The following is a 19,559-nucleotide window of genomic DNA, read 5'->3' as shown; positions in this document are numbered from 1 at the left end:
GCGACTGTTCAAGTTAAAATTGAGCAAATGTTCAAATTGATTGAGAATGATATGGCTAATAAGGTTAAATTTGAACGCGATAATGTAGTTCGCGTTGCTAGCCAGCTATTTTGGCAAAAAGGTTTTCATGCAACCTCAACGCGTGACTTACAAGAAGCCGTTAATATGCGCCCCGGTAGTATTTACTCTGCGTTTGGCTCTAAAGAAGGTCTATACTGCGAATCGCTGAAAGATTACACAGTACAAATGAAAACCCAAATAGAGGGGTTTTTATCAAGTGCCGATACAGTACTTGGTGGATTACGTGCGTTTGTTGAAAACGTGGTAATTAAAACAAAAGATTGCAGCCCAAGCGCTATTTGTATGCTGGTTAAAGCAAACAGCGAGTTTGCAGAAAAAGACTCAAACCTATACGAGTTAAGCTTAGATTTAACAGCTCAATTTGAAGCTTATTTAACGCAGTTGTTTACACAAGCAATAAACAAAGGTGAGTTAAGTAATACGTTGACCGCTGTTGAATATGCGCGCTTTTTTCAGGTGCAATTTACAGGTTTACGCGGTTATTTTAATCGTCCTAATGTAGAGCAATTTGCTGAGCCAATGATCAACCAAATGTTTATGTTGATTAAAAAGTTATAAATAGCAGTTATCGCGCATTCTCAACAAGTTATACTTATTTTACTAAATAAAAATGGCCAGTATTAACTGGCCATTTTTTTGTGCTTAAAACTTAATTTATAAGTTACGTTTTAAGTTTATTTAGCTCATTATCTTGCTGGGCAACAAGTGCATTAAGCGCTTCGCTGCTATCCCCTGCTTGTGTAGATAAGTCAGCAAGTTGCGATGCGGCATCAGATATAAGCGTTAAATTACGGTTTATTTCTTCAGTCACTAAGCTTTGCTCTTCGGCAGCGGTGGCAATATGTGTAATTTGATTGGTTATTTCATCAACTTTAACTACAACACTGTGCAGAGCATCAAAAGCTACAGATGTTTCATCAACGGCATTTTGTGCACGTACTACGCCTTTTTCAATAACGGTAGATGCGTTACCTACTTCAGATAGTAAACTATCAATTAACTGGCTTATGTCATCTGTTGATGAACGCGTTTTAGAAGCAAGTGCACGTACTTCATCAGCAACAACGGCAAAGCCTCGCCCATGCTCACCAGCGCGCGCAGCTTCAATGGCTGCGTTAAGTGCAAGTAAGTTTGTTTGTTCTGAAATAGTACGAATTACATCTAATATTTGCGTAATGTCTTTACTACGCGAAGCGACTTTTTCAACTGCTTGGTTGGCTTCTTTAATTTCTTCAGACATCGTTTTAACTTGTGTCATCGCTGACGATAAGCTCGACTCACTACTTACTACCAAGCTATTTATTTCATCGGCTTGTTGGGCTGATTGCTCTGATGCTCTGGCGACTTCGAGTGCTGTTGCGCTCATTTCGTTCATAGCCGTTACCACACTTTCAATTTCTTGAAATTGAGATTGAACATTATGCTTAGTATCAATAGCGATGTGTTGTGCTATTTCGCCTTGCTGTTTAGTTTGATCAGACACATCTTTAAGTTCTGTAATTAAAATACGTAACTTTGATAAAAAGGCATTAAAGCCTCCCGCTAAAGCAATGAGCTCTGCGTGGGTTTCAACATGGAGTGTATGCGTTAAATCGCCTTCTGAGCTTGCAAGGTTATCTACACGTTGTTGAATTTGCTGAAGCGGTGCAACCACGCTACCAATAACAATTTTCATAATGATAAACGCGATTACTGCAATTACAGCACCTGTAATTAAAATCATTGCGCCTAAGTCGTTTGCTGTGTCAGTCATATCTTGCGATAAAGCATTAGGGCCAGCTAAAGCTAAGTTACTTGGTACTTCAATAATTAAAGACCAGTCTGTGTTAGCTAGCTTTATATTTATAGGGTAATTAACTAAGTACTCAGACGATGTTTTAAATATGCCTTTTTGGCCCTTAAATTTTTCAAGCTCTTTAAACAAGTCAGAACTCACGGCTTCTTTAAATGGGCGTCCTAATTTAGATTTATAATGGCTGCTCCCTACAACTAACCCAATATCGCTAAGCACGGTTACTTTGGCTTGGCCATTATAAAGCTGCTTAGAAAGCTCCTCAGTCATTATTTGAAAAGTAGGTAGCGTTAAATCAACACCCGCTAAACCAATAAACTGACCCGATTTTAAAATAGGCACGGTTAACGAAGTTAGCATTACTGAATCGCCTGATGGAATTTCGTATAAGTACGGTTCCATAATACAAGGCTTAAGCGTGTCTTTTGCACATAAGTACCAATGCGCTTCGCGAATACCAAATTCGTTTAAAGAGGTTATATATTTATCGGCAGCATTAGCTACTTTTTGCTGCTCAATAGCCCCACTTGGATCACGTGTTATATAAACTTCTAAGGTACCATCGCCATCAACAGAGTGTTTATAGCCCTTGTTAAAGCTCGAATCTTGCCCGTCAAACGCGTTTGGTTCAAACTGAGAGTAGATAGATGAGAGTAATGTGTTTTGTTCTAAAATAGAGCGATTTATACTTACTACCGTATCGCGGCTAAGGGTTTCGCTTTTTGCGGTATCACCTAATAAAGCGGCTAAAGAGTATGGTACTCGATAAGCTTCGTTAATAAAGCCCGCTATTTTTTCACCATATATTGCGGCATTCGCATTTAACTTCTCTTCTACTTCAGCAACAATATAATTTTCTGACTTGCTTGCAAGCTCTTCATTACTTGCAGATAACTGCCACCATAAAATGCTCGAAAGCACCAATACGGTAATAAATATACTTCCGACAGTAAGCCACAGTAATTTTTTTGCTAGCGATATTTCTCGCATTCATCACACCCTTTAAATTAAAACTACTGATACAGTTTAGTAGATCTAATCAATGAAGCTATGAATATCGTTAAACAAATTGAATTTAATACAATACGTTGAGTTTTTTAAAGTTTAGCTAAACGTGCCGTTGTAATTGAGGCTGCAATTAATAAACATACACTTACCCATAAACACGCACTAAGCCCATATACTTGAAAAACCCAGCCAGAAAGCACCGTACCAAGCAAACGCCCTATCGCGTTAGCCATGTAGTAAAAGCCAACGTCGAGCGACACCCCATCGTTTTTAGCAAAACTTACTATTAAGTAACTATGCAGCGATGAATTTACAGCAAATACACCACCAAAAATAAGTAAGCCAATTACAAGCGTAAAATGTACCGCTACATCAAATTGCATCAACAACGCTAAAATGCCAGTTACGCCACTTAATAGAACAACCCACCAATACGCTTTTTTGACTGAATGTGAGTTTGAATCACCTTGCCCAGTTATTCGCGGTGCTTGCGATTGCACCAATCCATAAGCAATTACCCACAAAGCCATAAAGCCGCTTACCCACCAGTGATCCCAGTTGAACTGAGCGGCTAAGTAAACCGGCAATGCAACCACAAACCATACATCGCGCGCCGCAAACAAGCATAAACGCGCTGCACTAAGTAAGTTGATTGCCCGCGATTTAGAAAATAATTCTTTAAACTTAGATTTGTTTTTAGCTTTACCAATATCGCCTTTTAAAAAAATTAAACTAATAACCCACGCAACACTAAGTAAAGCAATTAGGCTTATTAATGCCCCCACAAAACCAAATACAGTAAGTAGCAAGCCACCTAAAAAAAAGCCCACTCCTTTTAACGCATTTTTAGAGCCTGTAAGTATGGCAATCCATTTATATAATTGGCTTTGCCCTGCATCGTCTTGTGGTACTAAATACTTAATGGCGCTCTTTGCGCTCATTTTATTTAAGTCTTTAGCTATGCCACTCAGTGCTTGCGCTGCCATAACATAGGCAACGGTTAGCCAATCCCCAGGCACGCAAAGCATAGCTAAAGCTACAAGCTGCAGCCCAAGCCCTACATTCATGGTTTTGTTTAACCCTAAATATGCCCCAAGCCATCCACCTACTAAATTGGTGATTACGCCAAAAATTTCATAAAACAAAAACAACATGGCTATCGCAAATGCGCCATATCCCAACTGATGAAAGTACAGCACCACCAGCATGCGCAGTGCACCATCAGTTAAAGTAAATGCCCAGTAATTACCGGTAATTATTAAATATTGTTTTATAGAACTTGGTAAATTAGCTAACTGCGCAAGCATGAATTTAAACCTTTTTAAACGAGATTAAACCACATCACTTTGTGCAACTTTAAGCATTAGCTCAGCCGTACGATTTGCATAACCCCACTCGTTATCATACCAAGCGTATAATTTAAGCTGAGTATTGTTAATTACCATAGTTGAAAGCGCGTCTATGGTGCAGCTACGTGGATCTGTTTTATAATCTATAGATACAAGCGGTCTTTCTTCGTAGCCTAAAATGTCTTTTAGCTCGTTATTTGCAGCGTTTTTAAACCAAGTGTTTACTTCATCTTGTGTAACACCGCGCTCAAGCTCAAAAACACAATCAGTAATGGATGCGTTAGTAAGAGGTACACGCACAGCATGGCCGTTTAATTTACCTTTAAGCTCAGGAAAAATATGCGTAATAGCCGTTGCACTACCGGTTGTAGTAGGAATTAAACTAGTACCGCACGAACGCGCACGGCGTAAATCTTTGTGGGGTGCATCAATAATTGTTTGGGTATTAGTAATGTCGTGAATAGTAGTCATTGAGCCGTGTTTAATGCCCACTTTTTCTTGCAGTACTTTTACTATTGGCGCTAAACAGTTAGTAGTACACGAGGCGGCTGTAACAATTTTATGCTCACTTGGGTGATAAAGATCATCGTTTACACCCATTACTACATTTAAAATACCGTCTTCTTTTACAGGTGCGGTTACCACAACACGCTTAACGCCTTGTGCTAAATATTGATTTAACAGCTCAGTGGTTTTCATTTTACCGCTGGCTTCTATTACTACATCGCAATCTGACCAATCAGTTTCGTTTATGGTTTTGTTGTTGGTAACTGCAATCGTGTGCTTACCCACACTAAAGCTATTATCATCACTAGAAACCTGTTGTGCTAAGCGCCCGTGTACTGAGTCAAACTCAATTAAATGTGCGTGGGTTTTAGCGTCACCCGCTACATCATTTACTTTAATAAACTCTATTTCTGGCCAATCAACTGCTGCACGCAGTGTTAAACGTCCCATACGGCCAAAACCGTTAATACCTACTTTAATAGTCATAATTAAATACCTTTAATAAGTTAGTTACAGCAGCTAGTAATACGTTCAGGGCGATTACCCATAACATTTAAGCGCGTTAAATCGTTTTCATAAAATGAAGGGTTAGCAGTAAGCGTTTGCGTTAATACATTTTTAGCCCACTCTGGCAGGGCTTTATTAATACTGTAATAAACCCATTGATTTTGTTTACGGTCGCTCAACAATCCGCATTGTCTTAACTGCGCTAAATGTCGAGACACCTTAGGTTGGCTTAATTTAAGTGCAGCAACAAGCTCGCATACACACAGCTCTTCTTCGTGGCTAATTAGCAGCATTGCTTTTAAACGTGTATCGTCCGCTAGGCATTTATAAAATTGAAGTGGGTTGAATTGTTCCATACTGTCCTCACTGTGCTTATACATACACAATAAAACAAAATAACAACATATGGAATAGTGAATATATGTTTTATCGTATATTTAATTTTTATGCCTTAAACGCAAAAAAGCACACAACGACTAATTGTCGTTGTGTGCTTTTATAACTTTTCTTTATTTAGTTATTAAATAACTGAAAGCTCTACTTCAATATTGCCACGTGTTGCGTTTGAATATGGGCATACTTGGTGTGCTTTATCTACAAGCGTTTGCGCTGCAGCTTTATCCATATCACCTAGTGATACAGCTAGTTTTACTGCAATACCAAAACCGCCTACAATAGCACCAATAGACACTTGTGAATTAATATGTGTGTCGCTTGGTAAATCTATTTTTTCGCTACCTGCTACAAATTTAAGTGCGCCAATAAAACACGCGGCATAACCTGCGGCAAATAATTGCTCTGGGTTAGTGCCTTGTCCGTCGTCTCCGCCTAAACCTTTAGGTGTTGATAAATTTACATCTAAACGACCATCATCAGATTTAGCTACGCCTTCACGGCCGCCAGTTGCAGTTGCTTTTGCTGTGTAAGCTACGTTTTGTAATACATTCATAATGAACTCCAAAGTTTAGTAATTAATTTAGTTTGTGTGCAAAATAATAGAACAAGTAATTAGAGATTGCAAATACTTTGCATGCAAATTAAAATACCATGTGTCGAAATAAAGGATAACGTTATGTCGTTTGAGCAATTAAAGTTAAAAAATCAGTTATGCCACCGATTATATATGGCATCTAACAGCATTGCGCGTGCGTATCGCGAGCCTTTAAACGAGCTAAATTTAACTTACCCGCAATACGTAGTAATGATGGCGCTGTGGGAGCAAGACGAAATAACAATTGCAGGGCTAATAGATAAAACCGCGATAGACGGCGGTGCAATGACCCAAATACTCAAAAAAATGAGCGAAAAATCATTACTGGCTGTTATTAAAGATGAGCACGACAAACGCAAACGCCTAGTGCAGCTAACCCAGCATGGCCAATCACTTAAGTTAAAAGCAGCCGATATTCCTAAAAATATTTTATGTAAATTTGATAGTGTAGATGCAACACAAGCGAAGCAGTTGATGCAGCTGCTCGATTTAGTAGTAAACGACTTAGCCGATTAGGCTCTTAATTTTTAAACAATAAACGTGTTTTAAAAGGTTTTAAAAATGACTCATATTAAAAAATTACTATTAGCTGCGGCGTGTAGCACGGCACTTTTAGGTAGCAACGCCGTATCTGCTAATACTGCTAACCAAAATGCTGATTTAAAAACAGTAGCCACTTTTGATGCGCAGCACCCACCGGGCAACATTGCTATTACCCCATCGGGCAGAAAGTTTTTATCTGTGCATGGCTTTTTTGGCCAAAAGCAAAAAATTATGGAGCTTTTAAGCGATGGTACAACTAAGCCCTACCCTAATGAAGAATGGGCATACGCGTACAATAACGGTAAAGGTTTTTACGATGTACTTGGCATAAACGTATCAAGTGATGGTGTGTTATGGATGCTCGACACTTCAGGGCCCGATCACGCTGGGCGCTTAGTAGGCTGGGATACAAACAAAGAGCAACTGCATAAAATTATTTATCTGGCTAAACCAACCATTACCGACACCTCGTTTTTAAACGATTTAGTCATCGATAATAAGCATGGCGTTGTATACATTGCCGACACAGCCCAAGGCAGCCAAGCCGCTATTATTACCGTAAACCTTAAAACAGGTGTCGCACGCAGAGTATTACAAGATAGCCATTACACCACAGCCGAAAATATAGATATGGTTATTGATGGGCGCACAATGAGCCTTGGCGGACAACCTGCCCGTTTAGGTGTAAACCCTATTACGCTTGACCCTAACGAAGACTGGCTTTACTTTGGATCTATGTCGGGCACGTCGGTTTACCGCATTGCCACCAACGATATAAATAACGAGAGCCTTTGGGCTAAAGCACTTGAAGACAAAGTTACGCGTTACGGCACTAAACCAATTTCAGACGGTATTATTGTTGATGGCGGCGGTAACGTATATGTAACCGACATAACCAATGGCGCAATTGGCGTAGTTAAACCCACTGGCGACTACGAAGTATTATTTAAAGACGAACGTCTTAGCTGGCCTGATGGCTTTAGCTACGGAGCCGATCATAAAATATACTTTACCGTTGACGATTTACATAATTCGCCTGTACTTAATAATGGCAAAAATCAAAGCCACGGTAAGTTTAAAGTAATGTCGTTCGAGCCTTTAGTAAAAGGAAAAGTAGGTCGTTAATTTACTTTTTAATTGACTACACTTTTAAAAAAGCCTTGCACATTTAAGTGACCCAATAGTTGCAGGGCTTTTTGTTAAAAACACACCACGTTGGTGCATCTTTTAGTAATACTTCACCTCTTTGGTGCTAATCCTTAAGTATGTATTTACACTTAAATACTAAACACCTGATTTCTATTCATAAAATATTCAAGTTAATGTTGGCATACTTCTTCCTATAAACTGATGTGTTCAGTGAAAATACCAAGGAAAAACTATGTTCAATTTATACCATACCCTTTACCTTTTATGGCGTTTAGACATTAGCGTTTGGCAAGTTAATGATCCAACAAATACCCACACTACCGCTGATAAAGAACGCGCCTATGTTAAGTAGCATCGTATTGTGTAAAGGCTTGGCATAAAGCTTAAATGTATAAACCTACTTTAGGCTAAGCTTTTGCACACTATGAAATTTATGAATAAACCTTATTTAATTACTTATTAGCCACCTAATATAAAAACGAAGCTCCCTGCAAAAAATCACACATATAAAAACATCAAAAAATTAGTAAAAACACTGCGTTTATAACTTTGCAAGCAACCCTATTGCGTTGTATTGTTGCACCCTATTGAAAATTTTTAGTTGGAACGTGTATGCACGCTTTGGAAGTTAATTTTGATGGCTTAGTTGGCCCTACTCACAACTACGCTGGTTTATCGTATGGTAATGTTGCCTCGTTAAATAACGCAGCAAGCTTTTCAAATCCTCAAGAGGCAGTGCTTCAAGGCCTTGAAAAAATGAAAGCCATGCACGACAAAGGCCTAACTCAAGGTGTATTTGCCCCTCATGCGCGCCCCGACTTAAACGTACTGCGCCGCTTAGGCTTTACCGGTAACGATGCACAAGTAATTCATAAAGCATTTAAAGCAGATCCTATTTTATTACGCGCGTGTTATTCAGCGTCAGCAATGTGGACAGCCAATGCCGCTACGGTATCGCCATCTCCAGATACAACCGATGGCAAAGTACATTTTACTTCAGCTAATTTAAATAATAAGTTTCATCGTTCATTAGAGCCTGCAACCACTACACGCTTATTAAAAGCGATGTTTAACAACGACAAATACTTTGCGCACCATACCCATTTACCAGACCAAGGCTTTTTTGGCGACGAAGGTGCAGCAAACCATACTCGTTTTTGTGACAGCCACGGCGAGCAAGGCCTTGAAATGTTTGTATTTGGTGCCAGCGCGTTTAACAGCCAATTACCAAAACCAGCTAAATTTCCTGCAAGGCAAACACTCGAAGCCTCAGAAGCAATTTGTCGCTTACATAACTTAAAAGATTCAAGCCAAATTTTACTACAGCAAAATCCAGACGTAATAGATCAAGGTGTGTTTCATAACGATGTAATTGCAGTAGGTAACGCCAACGTATTACTGTGCCACCAGCAAGCATTTTTAAACCAAGCACTGGCACTTCAAGATATTCGCGAAGCGTATGTGGGCAATAAAGAATTTTATATTATTGAAGTACCTACCGATAAAGTAAGCATTACCGACGCTGTAAGTAGTTATTTATTTAATAGCCAGCTAGTGAGCCTTGAAGATGGTTCAATGCTGTTAGTGGCACCACAAGAGTGTAAACGCAACAGCGCGGTTAACGCCTACATTGAAGAAATGATTATGGCTGATAACCCAGTAAACCAAGTACAGTTTTTTGATTTACGCCAAAGTATGCAAAATGGCGGCGGCCCAGCTTGCTTGCGTTTACGTGTAGCCCTTAACGAGCAAGAACTTGCTGCAGTAAACCCAGAGGTTATTTTAACTGATACTAAATACACACAACTGTGTGACTGGGCAAAACGTAACTACCGCGACAAATTAGGCGCAAGTGACTTTGCAGACTCAGCCCTACTCACCGAAAGCTACCAAGCACTTGATGAGCTCACACAACTACTTAATTTAGGCTCAGTGTACGACTTTCAACTAGAAGGTTAATACCTCAGTTAACACAAAGGCTAATACTACGGCTAATATAAAAATAGCGAGCCAAGGCTCGCTATTTTTATTTGTGCTTATGTTTATGTTAATACATATTTAAGCATCTTTGTTAACAGTTATTGCCGACGCCATAGACTCAGATATATGCAGCGTACGCTGCGGAAATGGAATACTCAGCCCAGCGCCTTCAATAGCTTCTTTAACACGCTTATTTAAATCCCACACGGTTTGCCAATAATCACCATTAACAGCCCACGCACGTAACTGAATGTTTACTGCGCTTTCGCCTATTGATGTCACCATTACTTTAGGTGCAGGCTCTGCGAGTAATCGGCTCTCTGATGCGGCTAATTCTTTAAGTACATTTAAGCCAACGTCAATAGAGTCGGCATACGAAATACCCACCACTATATCCATTCGTCTTTTGCCATTACGGGTAAAGTTTTTAATATTGCCACCCCATACTTTGCCGTTAGGCGATGCTATATAAAGACCGTCGGTGGTTTTAAAAATAGTGGTAAACAGGTTTATTTCATTCACAGTACCAAGCGTGCCACTGGCATCAACAAAGTCGCCTATTTTAAAAGGTCTGAGTATTAGCAGCATAATACCCGCAGCAATATTGCTCAGCGTATTTTTAAGGGCTAAACCAATCGCTAAACCAGCAGCACCCATTAGCGCAATTAAACTGGCCGTGTTTACGCCAAAAATATCTAAAATAAATAGACCCCCAATTATATAAACTAAATAACCAGCAATACTCGATAAAAGAGGTAGCAGCGTACTATCCACTCTTTTTAACGGGGATTTAGAGTTTTTAATCGCTTTTTTAACCGAGCGTGCAATTAAGGCACTCGCAACTAAAATCACCAACGCTAAAATCACCTTGTAACCTAAAGTGATGATTGTTTCTGAATGGCTTTGCCAAAACGCTAAGAGTTTATCTTTCATGTTTGTTCCGATAAATGTGGCTGAAACTCAGCAAAATAATGGTTAAATCTAATAAAACCGACTTCAAAAGAAGTGGCGCGAGTATATAGTAAAAAACGATTAAATCGATGAAATTAAAAACGTTTAAAACAGCATGTTAAAGTTCTAACTTCTCATATTTTTAATTCAATTTAGGTTAAGGGTTAAATACATACACTTAACAAATCAAATAAGAGGAAACAACCATGAACTTTAAATCAACAATATTAAGTAGCGCTATTATTTTTGCCTTAGCAGGCTGCGGCTCATCAAATGACGATGCTGAAACAACCCCACCGCAAACAAGTGATAAAACCACTTTTAGCTTAGGTATTTCCGACGCTCCAGTCACTGGTTTAAAACAAGTTAACGTTGTATTTGATTCAATAACAATTAAAGCCCAAGAAGGTGAATAAGTTAGCTTTGAAACTCGCTCTAAAAACGATTCCACCTTAGCGCAAATGGTCAATTTACTAGACTATACGGGCGACGATATTTTTCAATTACTTGACGATCAAGAAGTACCTGCAGGTGATTATTCGTGGATCCGCGCGCAAGTAATAAACGGCGACACAAACAACCTTAGCTTAACATCTCACGTAGTTTATGAAGACGGCAGCATTGCACCGCTTATCGTAAAAAGAAAAGGTAATGATGGCGTGGGCGAAATTCAGCTAGATGGCTTTACACTCAATCAAACCGACAACGAGTTTGTATTAGAGTTTGATTTAAAAAAATCATTGGTTGATCCACAAAATAATAACGAAGTATTTTTAAAACCTCGCGGTGTGCGTTTACAAAACCTCTCTGAATCACAAGATATTGAAGGCACTGTAAGCCAAACACTTATAAACAATTGCGAGACTGATAACATTGATCTTGCTGCTGATGATTCATCATTTGGCCATGCTGTTTACCTTTACTCTGCGCAAGCACAAACCCCAACAGATATTCATGAAATAGATGACCAAACGCCTGATAACGCTCCGTTAGCTACTGCCAATGTTGTATTTGATGCAGACGATAATGAATACGAATTTGAACTCGCATTCATAACACCAGGCGACTATCAACTTGCTTATACATGTAGCGCACACATAGACGATGCAGAGCAAATAGATGCTGATTTTAATATTTATCAACTAAAACAAATTAGCCTAACGCAAGCTGACGATTTATCAGTCAATTTTGACATAGCGCAATAACTGCATGGCGCACATTGAGCTGCGCCTTTATTCATTTGTTAATAAGGAAAAAACCATGGCAAAAGAGAAAATAGTACTCATAACCGGCGCTTCTAGTGGCATTGGTGAAGCAACGGCAAAAACCTTAGTAAACAACGGTCATAAAGTTATATTAACCGCCCGTAGAGAAGAGCAACTTAACCAACTTGTTGCCGAGCTAGGATCAGATAACGCACTGAGCGTAGCCGCAGATGCAACCGACTTTACCGCACTTGAAAGCGTGGTTACCAAAGGCATTGAAAAGTTTGGTCGATTAGACGTAGCCTTTGCTAATGCAGGTATGGGCGTTTCAACCGCAGGCACCGAAAAAGGTGACCCAGATGAGTGGTCAACCATGATTGATATAAACATTAAAGCCCTACTGTGGACTGCAAAATTAACCCTGCCGCATTTACGCCAAAATAAAGGTCACTTTATATTAACCAGCTCAGCTGCTGGTCGTAAGCCATTAGGAGGCTCTATTTACGGGGCAACTAAATGGTTTGCTTATGGCTTTGGACAAAACTTAGCTGAGGAAATGAGCGATTGGAACGGCCGCTGCACAACCATAGCACCAGGTATGGTAAACACCCCGTTTTTTGATGAAGCAAAACCCGACAAACTCGACCCGCAAGATGTAGCCGACGCGGTATTGTTTGCTATTGAAGCAAACCAGCGCAACAGCGTACGCGAGATTTATTTAATGCCGACTAATTAACGTTGATTGGTTGAGTTCGGGCTGTCAGGTTTAATGCTAATGGTGTTAAACCTGATGGTTGCTTGCGTTAAATATAGGTAGATGTTCGCAAGTAAAATAGGGCGAAGGCAATGGGTGTTTAAAGGCTTGTTAGCTTTACCCTGGAAACAACTCTATACCTACTTTACTACTAGAATTACGTAAACTTTGATTAAAAGTATGGATAGTTATTTTCATATCAGGGTATATATCTGTCAAATGCTTTAACAATTTGGACATGTAACCATTATTTCTATATTTAGGCTCGGTATAGCAAACCCAAATAAAAATACCTTCCTCTTCCTCAACTTCATACATTAAGTATGATTTATCAGAGATTGATAAGACCTGATAAGGGTAGGCAGGATAATACGAGAAATTATTATAATTTAGATAAAAACTTTTAAACTTATAAGTGCGAGTTGCCTTATCAGTTTTCCAATCTATATCTGTTTCATTATCGATAAATTCTGTTGCATCACAATCATATGTATACTCGGCAAAATCTGAATGCGACTTATAAAACTCAATTAAATTATCTTGTTGAATCACGCTTACATCCTCGTTGTAAAGCTAACGCCCAAATAATGTGCAAATATAAGTTGGTTAAAATAAGCGACGCAGGAGCAAAAACCAACTGTTATTTGTCCTGATTAATTTGCATGTTAGCTTTCGTTTTTAGCCCAGACTCTTATTAAATAGGAAAAATCAATGCAAGTATTAAATATACGTTGAGACTTTTCTTCAAGCTCAGCCAGATTAAGATTAATACTTTTATTGTTAGCCGCGGTAATTTTAAAAACTAAATATTCACCCGACATATCGGCGAATATTGGATTGTGAGCGACTAAATTTCTAAACTTAGTATCTAATCTGATTTGCTCAAACAAACCCGAAGCATATTGGTTTTCACCACATTCGCTGTTGTATAACTCTTCGACTTTGTTTAGACGTTCTTTAAACTCTGCTTTGAAATATTTAGTTCTTGAAAGCTTTTGCTCGTACTTAAGAAGTAATTCACCCTCAATACGAGATAAAGACATTACTAACTTTCCAACTGCTGATTCCCATCTGCCGAAATCTAATTCATCATCCATGGTCGCCTCGAAAGCTAACGCTTATATAAGCGGAAAATTAAAGTTGGCTATAATGTTTGAAATTAGGAATTGACACCATAGTCACTTGTTATGTGTTTTTACTCTGATCTTGTTTGAGGATTTTCAGCAGCAAATCCATTCTGCGATTTGTCTTTTTACTTTCAGCCGTAACCATGCCTTGTACAAAAGACGAAGCAAAGAAAATAACACACATTATTTGAAATAACTCAGCTTCAATTGTGAAGAAACTATTTGCAATCAGTAGTAAGCCAAATGGCGCAATAATAGAGAGAAAATCTTTAAGTCTCCAATCATTTGAACCAAGCTTATCAAATTCTTCTTTATACTTTTGAAGGTCAGAAATACGTTCTAATTCTATCTTCGCCTCTACCATTTTTACGTCATCATTATCCATTGAAATCACCATACTCCTGAAACACATAACGAGCCTGTAGATTAACTCGTTTTTTATTTATTTTTATTGATAGACAAACCATAGCTGAGTTCCTATTTTGGTTCAATCGATTACTGTATTTTATGCAGAATATAAAGTGGGAGTTTGGTGTTGTTTTAATTGGCGTTTTGGACGGGATTACGGGTACTTGAGTGGCTTTTATTTAGGGTAAAAGCGCTTACCCTTCTTAATGCATCGTGTTTTGCAGCTTTTCTATATTATGAACAAGACAATACAGTTGCCATTGCGCATTCACTTTCGTTTGACCCCGTAAGGTCAATTTATTCATGCCTTTATTCACTGTAATGTTCCCGAACACTGGCTCAATACACCCGAGTCGTTTGCTATATTGTCGTCGACCTATGGGGCTGTCTATTTTTACTTTCATCTTATCAACATAGCTCAGTTTTTTTGCGCGATTCATTATTTATAAACTGTACTTGTCGCCCCGTTTTAATGGGTGGCTTTCGCATGCATTGCTGCTGTAGCGGGCACGTTTTACAGTCTTTTAAATAACCGCAGAATCGCGTGTATTGCTGATTGTGACTTTTTACATTTATACCACTTCGCCACATATCATTACCTGCTGGGCAGCGGCAGGTTTGGGTTGCTTCATCATAATGAAAATCGTCTGAGGTAAATAATCGTGGCTTGCCTTTACTGCGTTTTAATCGACGCTTTTCTTGCTCTGTTTCGTATGTTTCGCTGTCTTTAAACAGCGGATTTCGTTTTCTAAACTGATTATCCGCAATGTAGGTATCGAACCCACTTTTCGCCATATATTCAAGGTTCACTTCGCTGTTAAACCCACTGTCTGCGGTGAATTTGATGGTGTGTTTATCTGCCATTTTTTCTGTATTGAGTTTAGCGAGTTGTTGTTTTAACTGCGTAACAGCTGGCTGCAGAGTTTGTTGTTCGCCCACCGAACCCCACGCTTGTGCTTGCAGAATGACCTGATGTTTATCATCGTTTATCGCGATGCCGTTGTAGCCTTGAATTGTCCCTTTTGAGGTCGTCATCTTCGCACTATCTGGGTCAGTGATATTACTTTTAACAGGCTTGCCTTTACTGCCTGTTTTCTCTTCGTGAGTGGCTAAAAAATCGGTGATTTTATCTGCACTTCTATCCAGCTTTTCTTTTTGTTTTAAGTCCTGAGTTATCAACTCTTCGCCCAGTCCATCTTGTGATTGGTGGCGTTCAATAATACGTTTGCTTGCGCGTTCTAGTTTTGCTTTTTTGCGGCTTAACTCATCGAATGTGCCGCTCCACTCTTTACTCGCATTGGACTTTAATTTACACCCATCAATAGCAAACATGTTGCGGCCTATCAAGTCTTCCTCATCACATATCATCAGCACTTGCGTGAAAAGTGGCTCAATCTGTTCATGCATTTTAGCCACAAAACCCGCTATAGATGTGTAATGTGGCTGGATATCACCCGACACACTCATAAATAAAATATTATGCTCGCAAGCCTTTGCAATCCGACGGCTACTGATAAAACCATGTGCATAGCCCAGTAAAATAATCTTTAGCATTACCGAAGGCGGATACGCAGCAGCGCCCGTTTTGTCGTTGTTATACCACGCGTCAAATCCCGATAAATCGAGTTTATTTTCGACGATATAACAAAGGGCATATTCAAATGTGCCAGGCAAAATTTGCTCAGCGAAATTGATAGGAATGAATTTATTTTGACAGGATAAGTCAGGCTTGTAGTTAGCCATAACAGTTTACCGTGGGTGAATAATATCTATTAGATCACAGCGAACAGATGGATTCAAGGTTAAAAAGCAACCAACCAAGAATAGTTGGATACGTTCCTAAAAAGAGTAATTCTACAGCCTCAACGCCTCAATAAGAGGAAATTTATAGCTGGCTAAAATGTTGAACGCAGTGAAAACAGCCAGCTGTAAATTTTCCTGCTTGATTGACTTGTTATGTGTTTTTTACACTATTCTTAAATTCAGTTTGAGCAATTTCCAATTGATTATAAATTTCACCATAAATATGCTCACCGAAGAATTGCTTAACATGATCTTGCCACTTAGATTTAGTAAGAAAATGACTTGCTAGAAGTGATTTACCTCCAAACGATTCCCTAGAGCCTGATTCGCGAGTCAATTCTAATTTTATACCCTCAACTTTCGCAGCATAGTTAATTCCTTCATGATTAGCACGCCAAACTTTAACGTCAGACATCAATATTCCCTAAACACATAACAATTTAGTCTACGACATTTGTCGTTTTACAAACCGACAAATGTCTTTATATTACAATGACTTTATCCTAGCTATAAAATAAACAACTGTAAACAGTTAGTTAGATTCGCCTTACCTTTTCTAAATGTAGCAAAACCCCAAAATGGTGGAGATCAGTAATATCAGACAAATCGTTGTTTAGTTATACAGCTTGATTATTAGTTAAAAGGTTATATTTTAAATATCTGTGTTTAAACCAATAACGCGTACACCCCATAACCCTTAAACTTGTAACTCGTTATTACTTATAAAAGTAGTTAAAAATCACAATCCACTTTTATTGAATCCTGTGTATTTTTACTCCATATTAAATACTCTTATTTCTCACTTACATACCTAGAGTGTTGCATGAATGGGTTATGGATCTTAAACCGCGTTAACACCCTACGATGAATTGACGTATTTAATAGCCTTAAAACGAAGAGGCTCAGCAGTTTTAAAATTTGCAATTAATAGCTGATTTTACTAGTTATCCACCTCATAGCGTGTTGTTATATTTATTAGAACGGTAACTCATCACCATTAAAACTATAAAGCTTTCCCGTATTATCAATAGATAAATTCAGAATAACGTTCATAATCCCAAGAGCCGAGTCTACAACATTTTCACTTGCTGTAGAGCCACCCATATCGGTTTGAACCCAACCGGGGTGAACAGCTACCACAGCCACATTATCATTAACAAGTTCTTGTGATAAGTTCACTACTAGCATATTGGCAGCGGCTTTAGACATTCGATAACCATACCAATCCACACTTTGTTCTAGCGACAAAGATCCCATAGCAGAAGAAATAACGGCTATCTTACATAAGCGTTTTTTATTTATTAAAGGTAAAAAGCAATGAGTTAAATATAGTGGTCCAAGTGAATTCACCTTAAAACACATTTCAGCATTAGCGTAATTAATAGTATGGATACTTGTGTTTTCTCGATCCAAATATCCCGCATTATTTACTATTAAATCTAATTTAATATTTTCCTCATTAAGTTTACTTGCCAACGTCTTAATTTTTTCAGGGCAAGTGATATCCATTAGTTCAATAGACAATTTATTTGGAAACTTATCTTTCAATGAAACTAGACCAACCGCCGTTTCTAGATTTCTACAGGTAGCAATTACTGTCCATCCATTTATAAGGTATTGTTTGGCTAATTCGAAACCGATTCCCCTATTAGCACCCGTTATTAATACAACTAAGTTACTCATTGTTTATACCTATAAATCTTACAATTTAGTCTACGACATTTGTCACCTAAAAAACGATAAATATCCTTATATTACAATGGTTTTACCCTAGCTATAAAATAAGTATTTGTAAACAGTTAGTTCAGTCTCAACTTTTCTAAATGCAGCAAAAACCCCAAATGATGGAGGTCAGTAATATCAGGCAAATTGCTGTTTAGTTGCACAGCTTGATTATTAGTTAAGTGGTTATATTTAAATACCTGTGTTTAAACCAATAACGCGTTCACCCTATAACCCTTATACTTGTAACTCGTTATTACTTATAAAATCAGTTAAAAATCACAATCTACTCCTATTGAATCCTCTGTATTTTTACTTCATATTAAATACTCTTATTTCTCACTTATTATGCTGTTATGTCATTTTTAAAATTTAGCCATGCACTTATTTTTACCCTTGCGAGTACCTTACCGCTTACAAGCCATGCTGCGCTTGATAAAAATGAGCGTGAAATAGTAAAACAGGTCGATAAAAACATTCCCCAAGCACTTAAAGAAATAGAGCAAGCCGTAAATATTAATAGCGGATCGCTCAATATTGAAGGTGTAAAAAAAGTAGGTGCGCTTACAAGCGAGCAACTTAAGGCCATTGGTTTTAAAGTAGAATGGCTGGATGGCAGTGCGTTTAACCGCGCAGGGCATGTACTGGCAACACATGAAAGTAAAAACCCCGATGCAATAAAAATACTGATGATCGGCCATCTAGATACGGTATTTGCCAAAAACGATAACTTTACTACCTACAAACAACTTGATGCCGATACAGCCAGTGGCCCAGGCGTTGCCGATATGAAAGGCGGTAACACGATAATAATTACCGCACTTAAAAGCTTACAAGCCCTTAATTTACTCGAAAATGTAAGCATAAAAGTATTATTGACTGGCGATGAAGAAAGCAGCGGTCGCCCACTTAGCTTATCTAAACAAGCTATTGTTGATGCAGCAATTTGGGCTGACGTAGCGCTTGGTTATGAAAATGGCGATAACAATATAAAAACAGCTATGGCGGCGCGCCGTGGCTATACCGGCTGGACGCTAAACGTAGCGGCAAATGCAGCGCATTCGTCACAAATATTTAGCGAAAGCGTTGGTTATGGCGCTATTTACGAAGCATCACGCATTTTAAATGATTTTAGAGAGCAACTTGCCACGCAACCTAATTTAACATTTAACCCAGGGCTTATTGTAGGTGGTACAAATGCCGACTACGACAGTGCTAATTCGTCAGCAACGACGTTTGGTAAAAGTAATGTAATAGCACAAACCGTGCATGTAGCAGGTGATTTACGCGCACTTTCGCCAAAGCAATTCGAAAACGCAAAAAGGTCAATGCAACTCATTGCTAGCAACAGTTTAAATGGCAGTAAAGCAGAGCTTATTTTTGAAGACGGTTACCCGCCAATGGCATTAACTGATGGCAATAAAAAGCTATTAGAATTATACAGCGACGCAAGCCACGATTTAGGCTTCAACAAAGTAGTAGCCGCCAACCCTCGCAATGCAGGTGCTGCTGATATTTCGTTTGCCGCAAACCATGTTGATATGGCACTTGATGGTTTAGGCTTGATGGGCAACGGCGCGCATACTAAAAACGAAACAGCCGATTTAACCAGCCTTGATAAAAACATTAAAAAAACTGCATTACTCATTTATAGATTAGGAAAACTGTAATAGTAAATGTAT

Annotated in this window: 17 protein-coding genes and 2 pseudogenes; 7 read left to right on the top strand and 12 right to left on the bottom strand. The window is 38.6% G+C overall.

The window, feature by feature from the left end; genetic code table 11:
• Positions 1-51: 51 nt before the first annotated feature.
• Complete coding sequence (locus tag PARC_RS18455; RefSeq protein WP_010553549.1) at positions 52-639, top strand: TetR/AcrR family transcriptional regulator; 588 nt, start codon at positions 52-54, stop codon at positions 637-639.
• A 103-nt stretch (positions 640-742) separates the two neighbouring features.
• Here the strand turns inward: PARC_RS18455 and PARC_RS18450 are convergent, their stop codons facing one another.
• The 5 genes from PARC_RS18450 to PARC_RS18430 form a co-directional block, all read right to left on the bottom strand.
• The gene (locus PARC_RS18450; protein WP_010553548.1) at positions 743-2,863 is read right to left on the bottom strand and encodes a methyl-accepting chemotaxis protein; all 2,121 of its coding nucleotides are present in this window, start codon (positions 2,861-2,863) and stop codon (positions 743-745) included.
• Between the two features lie 107 nt (positions 2,864-2,970).
• Entirely contained in the window at positions 2,971-4,188 is a 1,218-nt protein-coding gene (gene arsJ, locus PARC_RS18445) for an organoarsenical effux MFS transporter ArsJ (protein ID WP_010553547.1), read from the bottom strand.
• 24 nt (positions 4,189-4,212) lie between these two features.
• Positions 4,213-5,223 carry an ArsJ-associated glyceraldehyde-3-phosphate dehydrogenase gene (locus PARC_RS18440; RefSeq protein WP_010553546.1) on the bottom strand — a complete coding sequence of 337 codons (1,011 nt, stop codon included), beginning with the start codon at positions 5,221-5,223 and terminating at the stop codon, positions 4,213-4,215.
• 20 nt (positions 5,224-5,243) lie between these two features.
• The gene (locus tag PARC_RS18435) at positions 5,244-5,600 is read right to left on the bottom strand and encodes a metalloregulator ArsR/SmtB family transcription factor (RefSeq protein WP_010553545.1); all 357 of its coding nucleotides are present in this window, start codon (positions 5,598-5,600) and stop codon (positions 5,244-5,246) included.
• A gap of 164 nt (positions 5,601-5,764) precedes the next feature.
• Entirely contained in the window at positions 5,765-6,193 is a 429-nt protein-coding gene (locus PARC_RS18430) for an organic hydroperoxide resistance protein (RefSeq protein ID WP_010553544.1), read from the bottom strand.
• A gap of 123 nt (positions 6,194-6,316) precedes the next feature.
• Here PARC_RS18430 and PARC_RS18425 point away from each other — a divergent pair, with 123 nt between their 5' ends.
• The 3 genes from PARC_RS18425 to astB all read left to right on the top strand — a co-directional run bounded on the left by PARC_RS18425 (position 6,317) and on the right by astB (position 9,886).
• A complete protein-coding gene (locus PARC_RS18425) occupies positions 6,317-6,751 on the top strand; it encodes a MarR family winged helix-turn-helix transcriptional regulator (protein WP_010553543.1) in 435 nt (144 codons plus the stop codon).
• Positions 6,752-6,796: 45 nt separating this feature from the next.
• The gene (locus PARC_RS18420; protein WP_010553542.1) at positions 6,797-7,903 is read left to right on the top strand and encodes an L-dopachrome tautomerase-related protein; all 1,107 of its coding nucleotides are present in this window, start codon (positions 6,797-6,799) and stop codon (positions 7,901-7,903) included.
• A gap of 636 nt (positions 7,904-8,539) precedes the next feature.
• On the top strand, positions 8,540-9,886 hold the full coding sequence (gene astB / locus PARC_RS18415) for an N-succinylarginine dihydrolase (RefSeq protein ID WP_004334492.1): 1,347 nt from the start codon (positions 8,540-8,542) through the stop codon (positions 9,884-9,886).
• Positions 9,887-9,985: 99 nt separating this feature from the next.
• On the opposite strand, the gene PARC_RS18410 is transcribed toward astB, so the two are convergent.
• Entirely contained in the window at positions 9,986-10,840 is an 855-nt protein-coding gene (locus PARC_RS18410; protein ID WP_010553540.1) for a mechanosensitive ion channel family protein, read from the bottom strand.
• A 224-nt stretch (positions 10,841-11,064) separates the two neighbouring features.
• Here PARC_RS18410 and PARC_RS18405 point away from each other — a divergent pair.
• Together PARC_RS18405 and PARC_RS18400 are read left to right on the top strand one after the other, a co-directional pair.
• Positions 11,065-12,063 (top strand): annotated as a pseudogene (locus PARC_RS18405) (DUF4382 domain-containing protein).
• A 55-nt stretch (positions 12,064-12,118) separates the two neighbouring features.
• Positions 12,119-12,799, top strand: a complete 681-nt coding sequence (locus tag PARC_RS18400; RefSeq protein WP_010553537.1) for an SDR family oxidoreductase — start codon at positions 12,119-12,121, stop codon at positions 12,797-12,799.
• A gap of 135 nt (positions 12,800-12,934) precedes the next feature.
• Here PARC_RS18400 and PARC_RS18395 read toward each other — a convergent pair whose 3' ends face one another.
• The 6 genes and pseudogenes from PARC_RS18395 to PARC_RS18370 all read right to left on the bottom strand — a co-directional run bounded on the left by PARC_RS18395 (position 12,935) and on the right by PARC_RS18370 (position 17,838).
• Complete coding sequence (locus tag PARC_RS18395) at positions 12,935-13,369, bottom strand: GNAT family N-acetyltransferase (RefSeq protein ID WP_010553536.1); 435 nt, start codon at positions 13,367-13,369, stop codon at positions 12,935-12,937.
• 113 nt (positions 13,370-13,482) lie between these two features.
• On the bottom strand, positions 13,483-13,914 hold the full coding sequence (locus PARC_RS18390) for a hypothetical protein (RefSeq protein WP_010553535.1): 432 nt from the start codon (positions 13,912-13,914) through the stop codon (positions 13,483-13,485).
• Between the two features lie 88 nt (positions 13,915-14,002).
• Positions 14,003-14,329 (bottom strand): hypothetical protein, encoded by a 327-nt coding sequence (locus PARC_RS18385; protein WP_010553534.1) that lies wholly within the window; start codon positions 14,327-14,329, stop codon positions 14,003-14,005.
• 226 nt (positions 14,330-14,555) lie between these two features.
• Positions 14,556-16,095, bottom strand: a pseudogene (locus PARC_RS18380) (transposase).
• Between the two features lie 211 nt (positions 16,096-16,306).
• A complete protein-coding gene (locus PARC_RS18375) occupies positions 16,307-16,570 on the bottom strand; it encodes a hypothetical protein (protein WP_010553533.1) in 264 nt (87 codons plus the stop codon).
• A gap of 560 nt (positions 16,571-17,130) precedes the next feature.
• Positions 17,131-17,838, bottom strand: coding sequence for an SDR family oxidoreductase (locus PARC_RS18370; protein ID WP_010553532.1), 708 nt, complete (start codon positions 17,836-17,838; stop codon positions 17,131-17,133).
• A gap of 395 nt (positions 17,839-18,233) precedes the next feature.
• Here PARC_RS18370 and PARC_RS18365 point away from each other — a divergent pair, with 395 nt between their 5' ends.
• Positions 18,234-19,547 carry a M20/M25/M40 family metallo-hydrolase gene (locus PARC_RS18365; RefSeq protein WP_010553531.1) on the top strand — a complete coding sequence of 438 codons (1,314 nt, stop codon included), beginning with the start codon at positions 18,234-18,236 and terminating at the stop codon, positions 19,545-19,547.
• Positions 19,548-19,559: the final 12 nt, after the last annotated feature.

The organism is Pseudoalteromonas arctica A 37-1-2 (assembly GCF_000238395.3).
GTDB lineage: Bacteria > Pseudomonadota > Gammaproteobacteria > Enterobacterales > Alteromonadaceae > Pseudoalteromonas > Pseudoalteromonas arctica.
The sequence above is the reverse complement of the archived record's forward strand: the minus strand, read 5'-3'. Positions and strand labels throughout refer to the sequence as shown.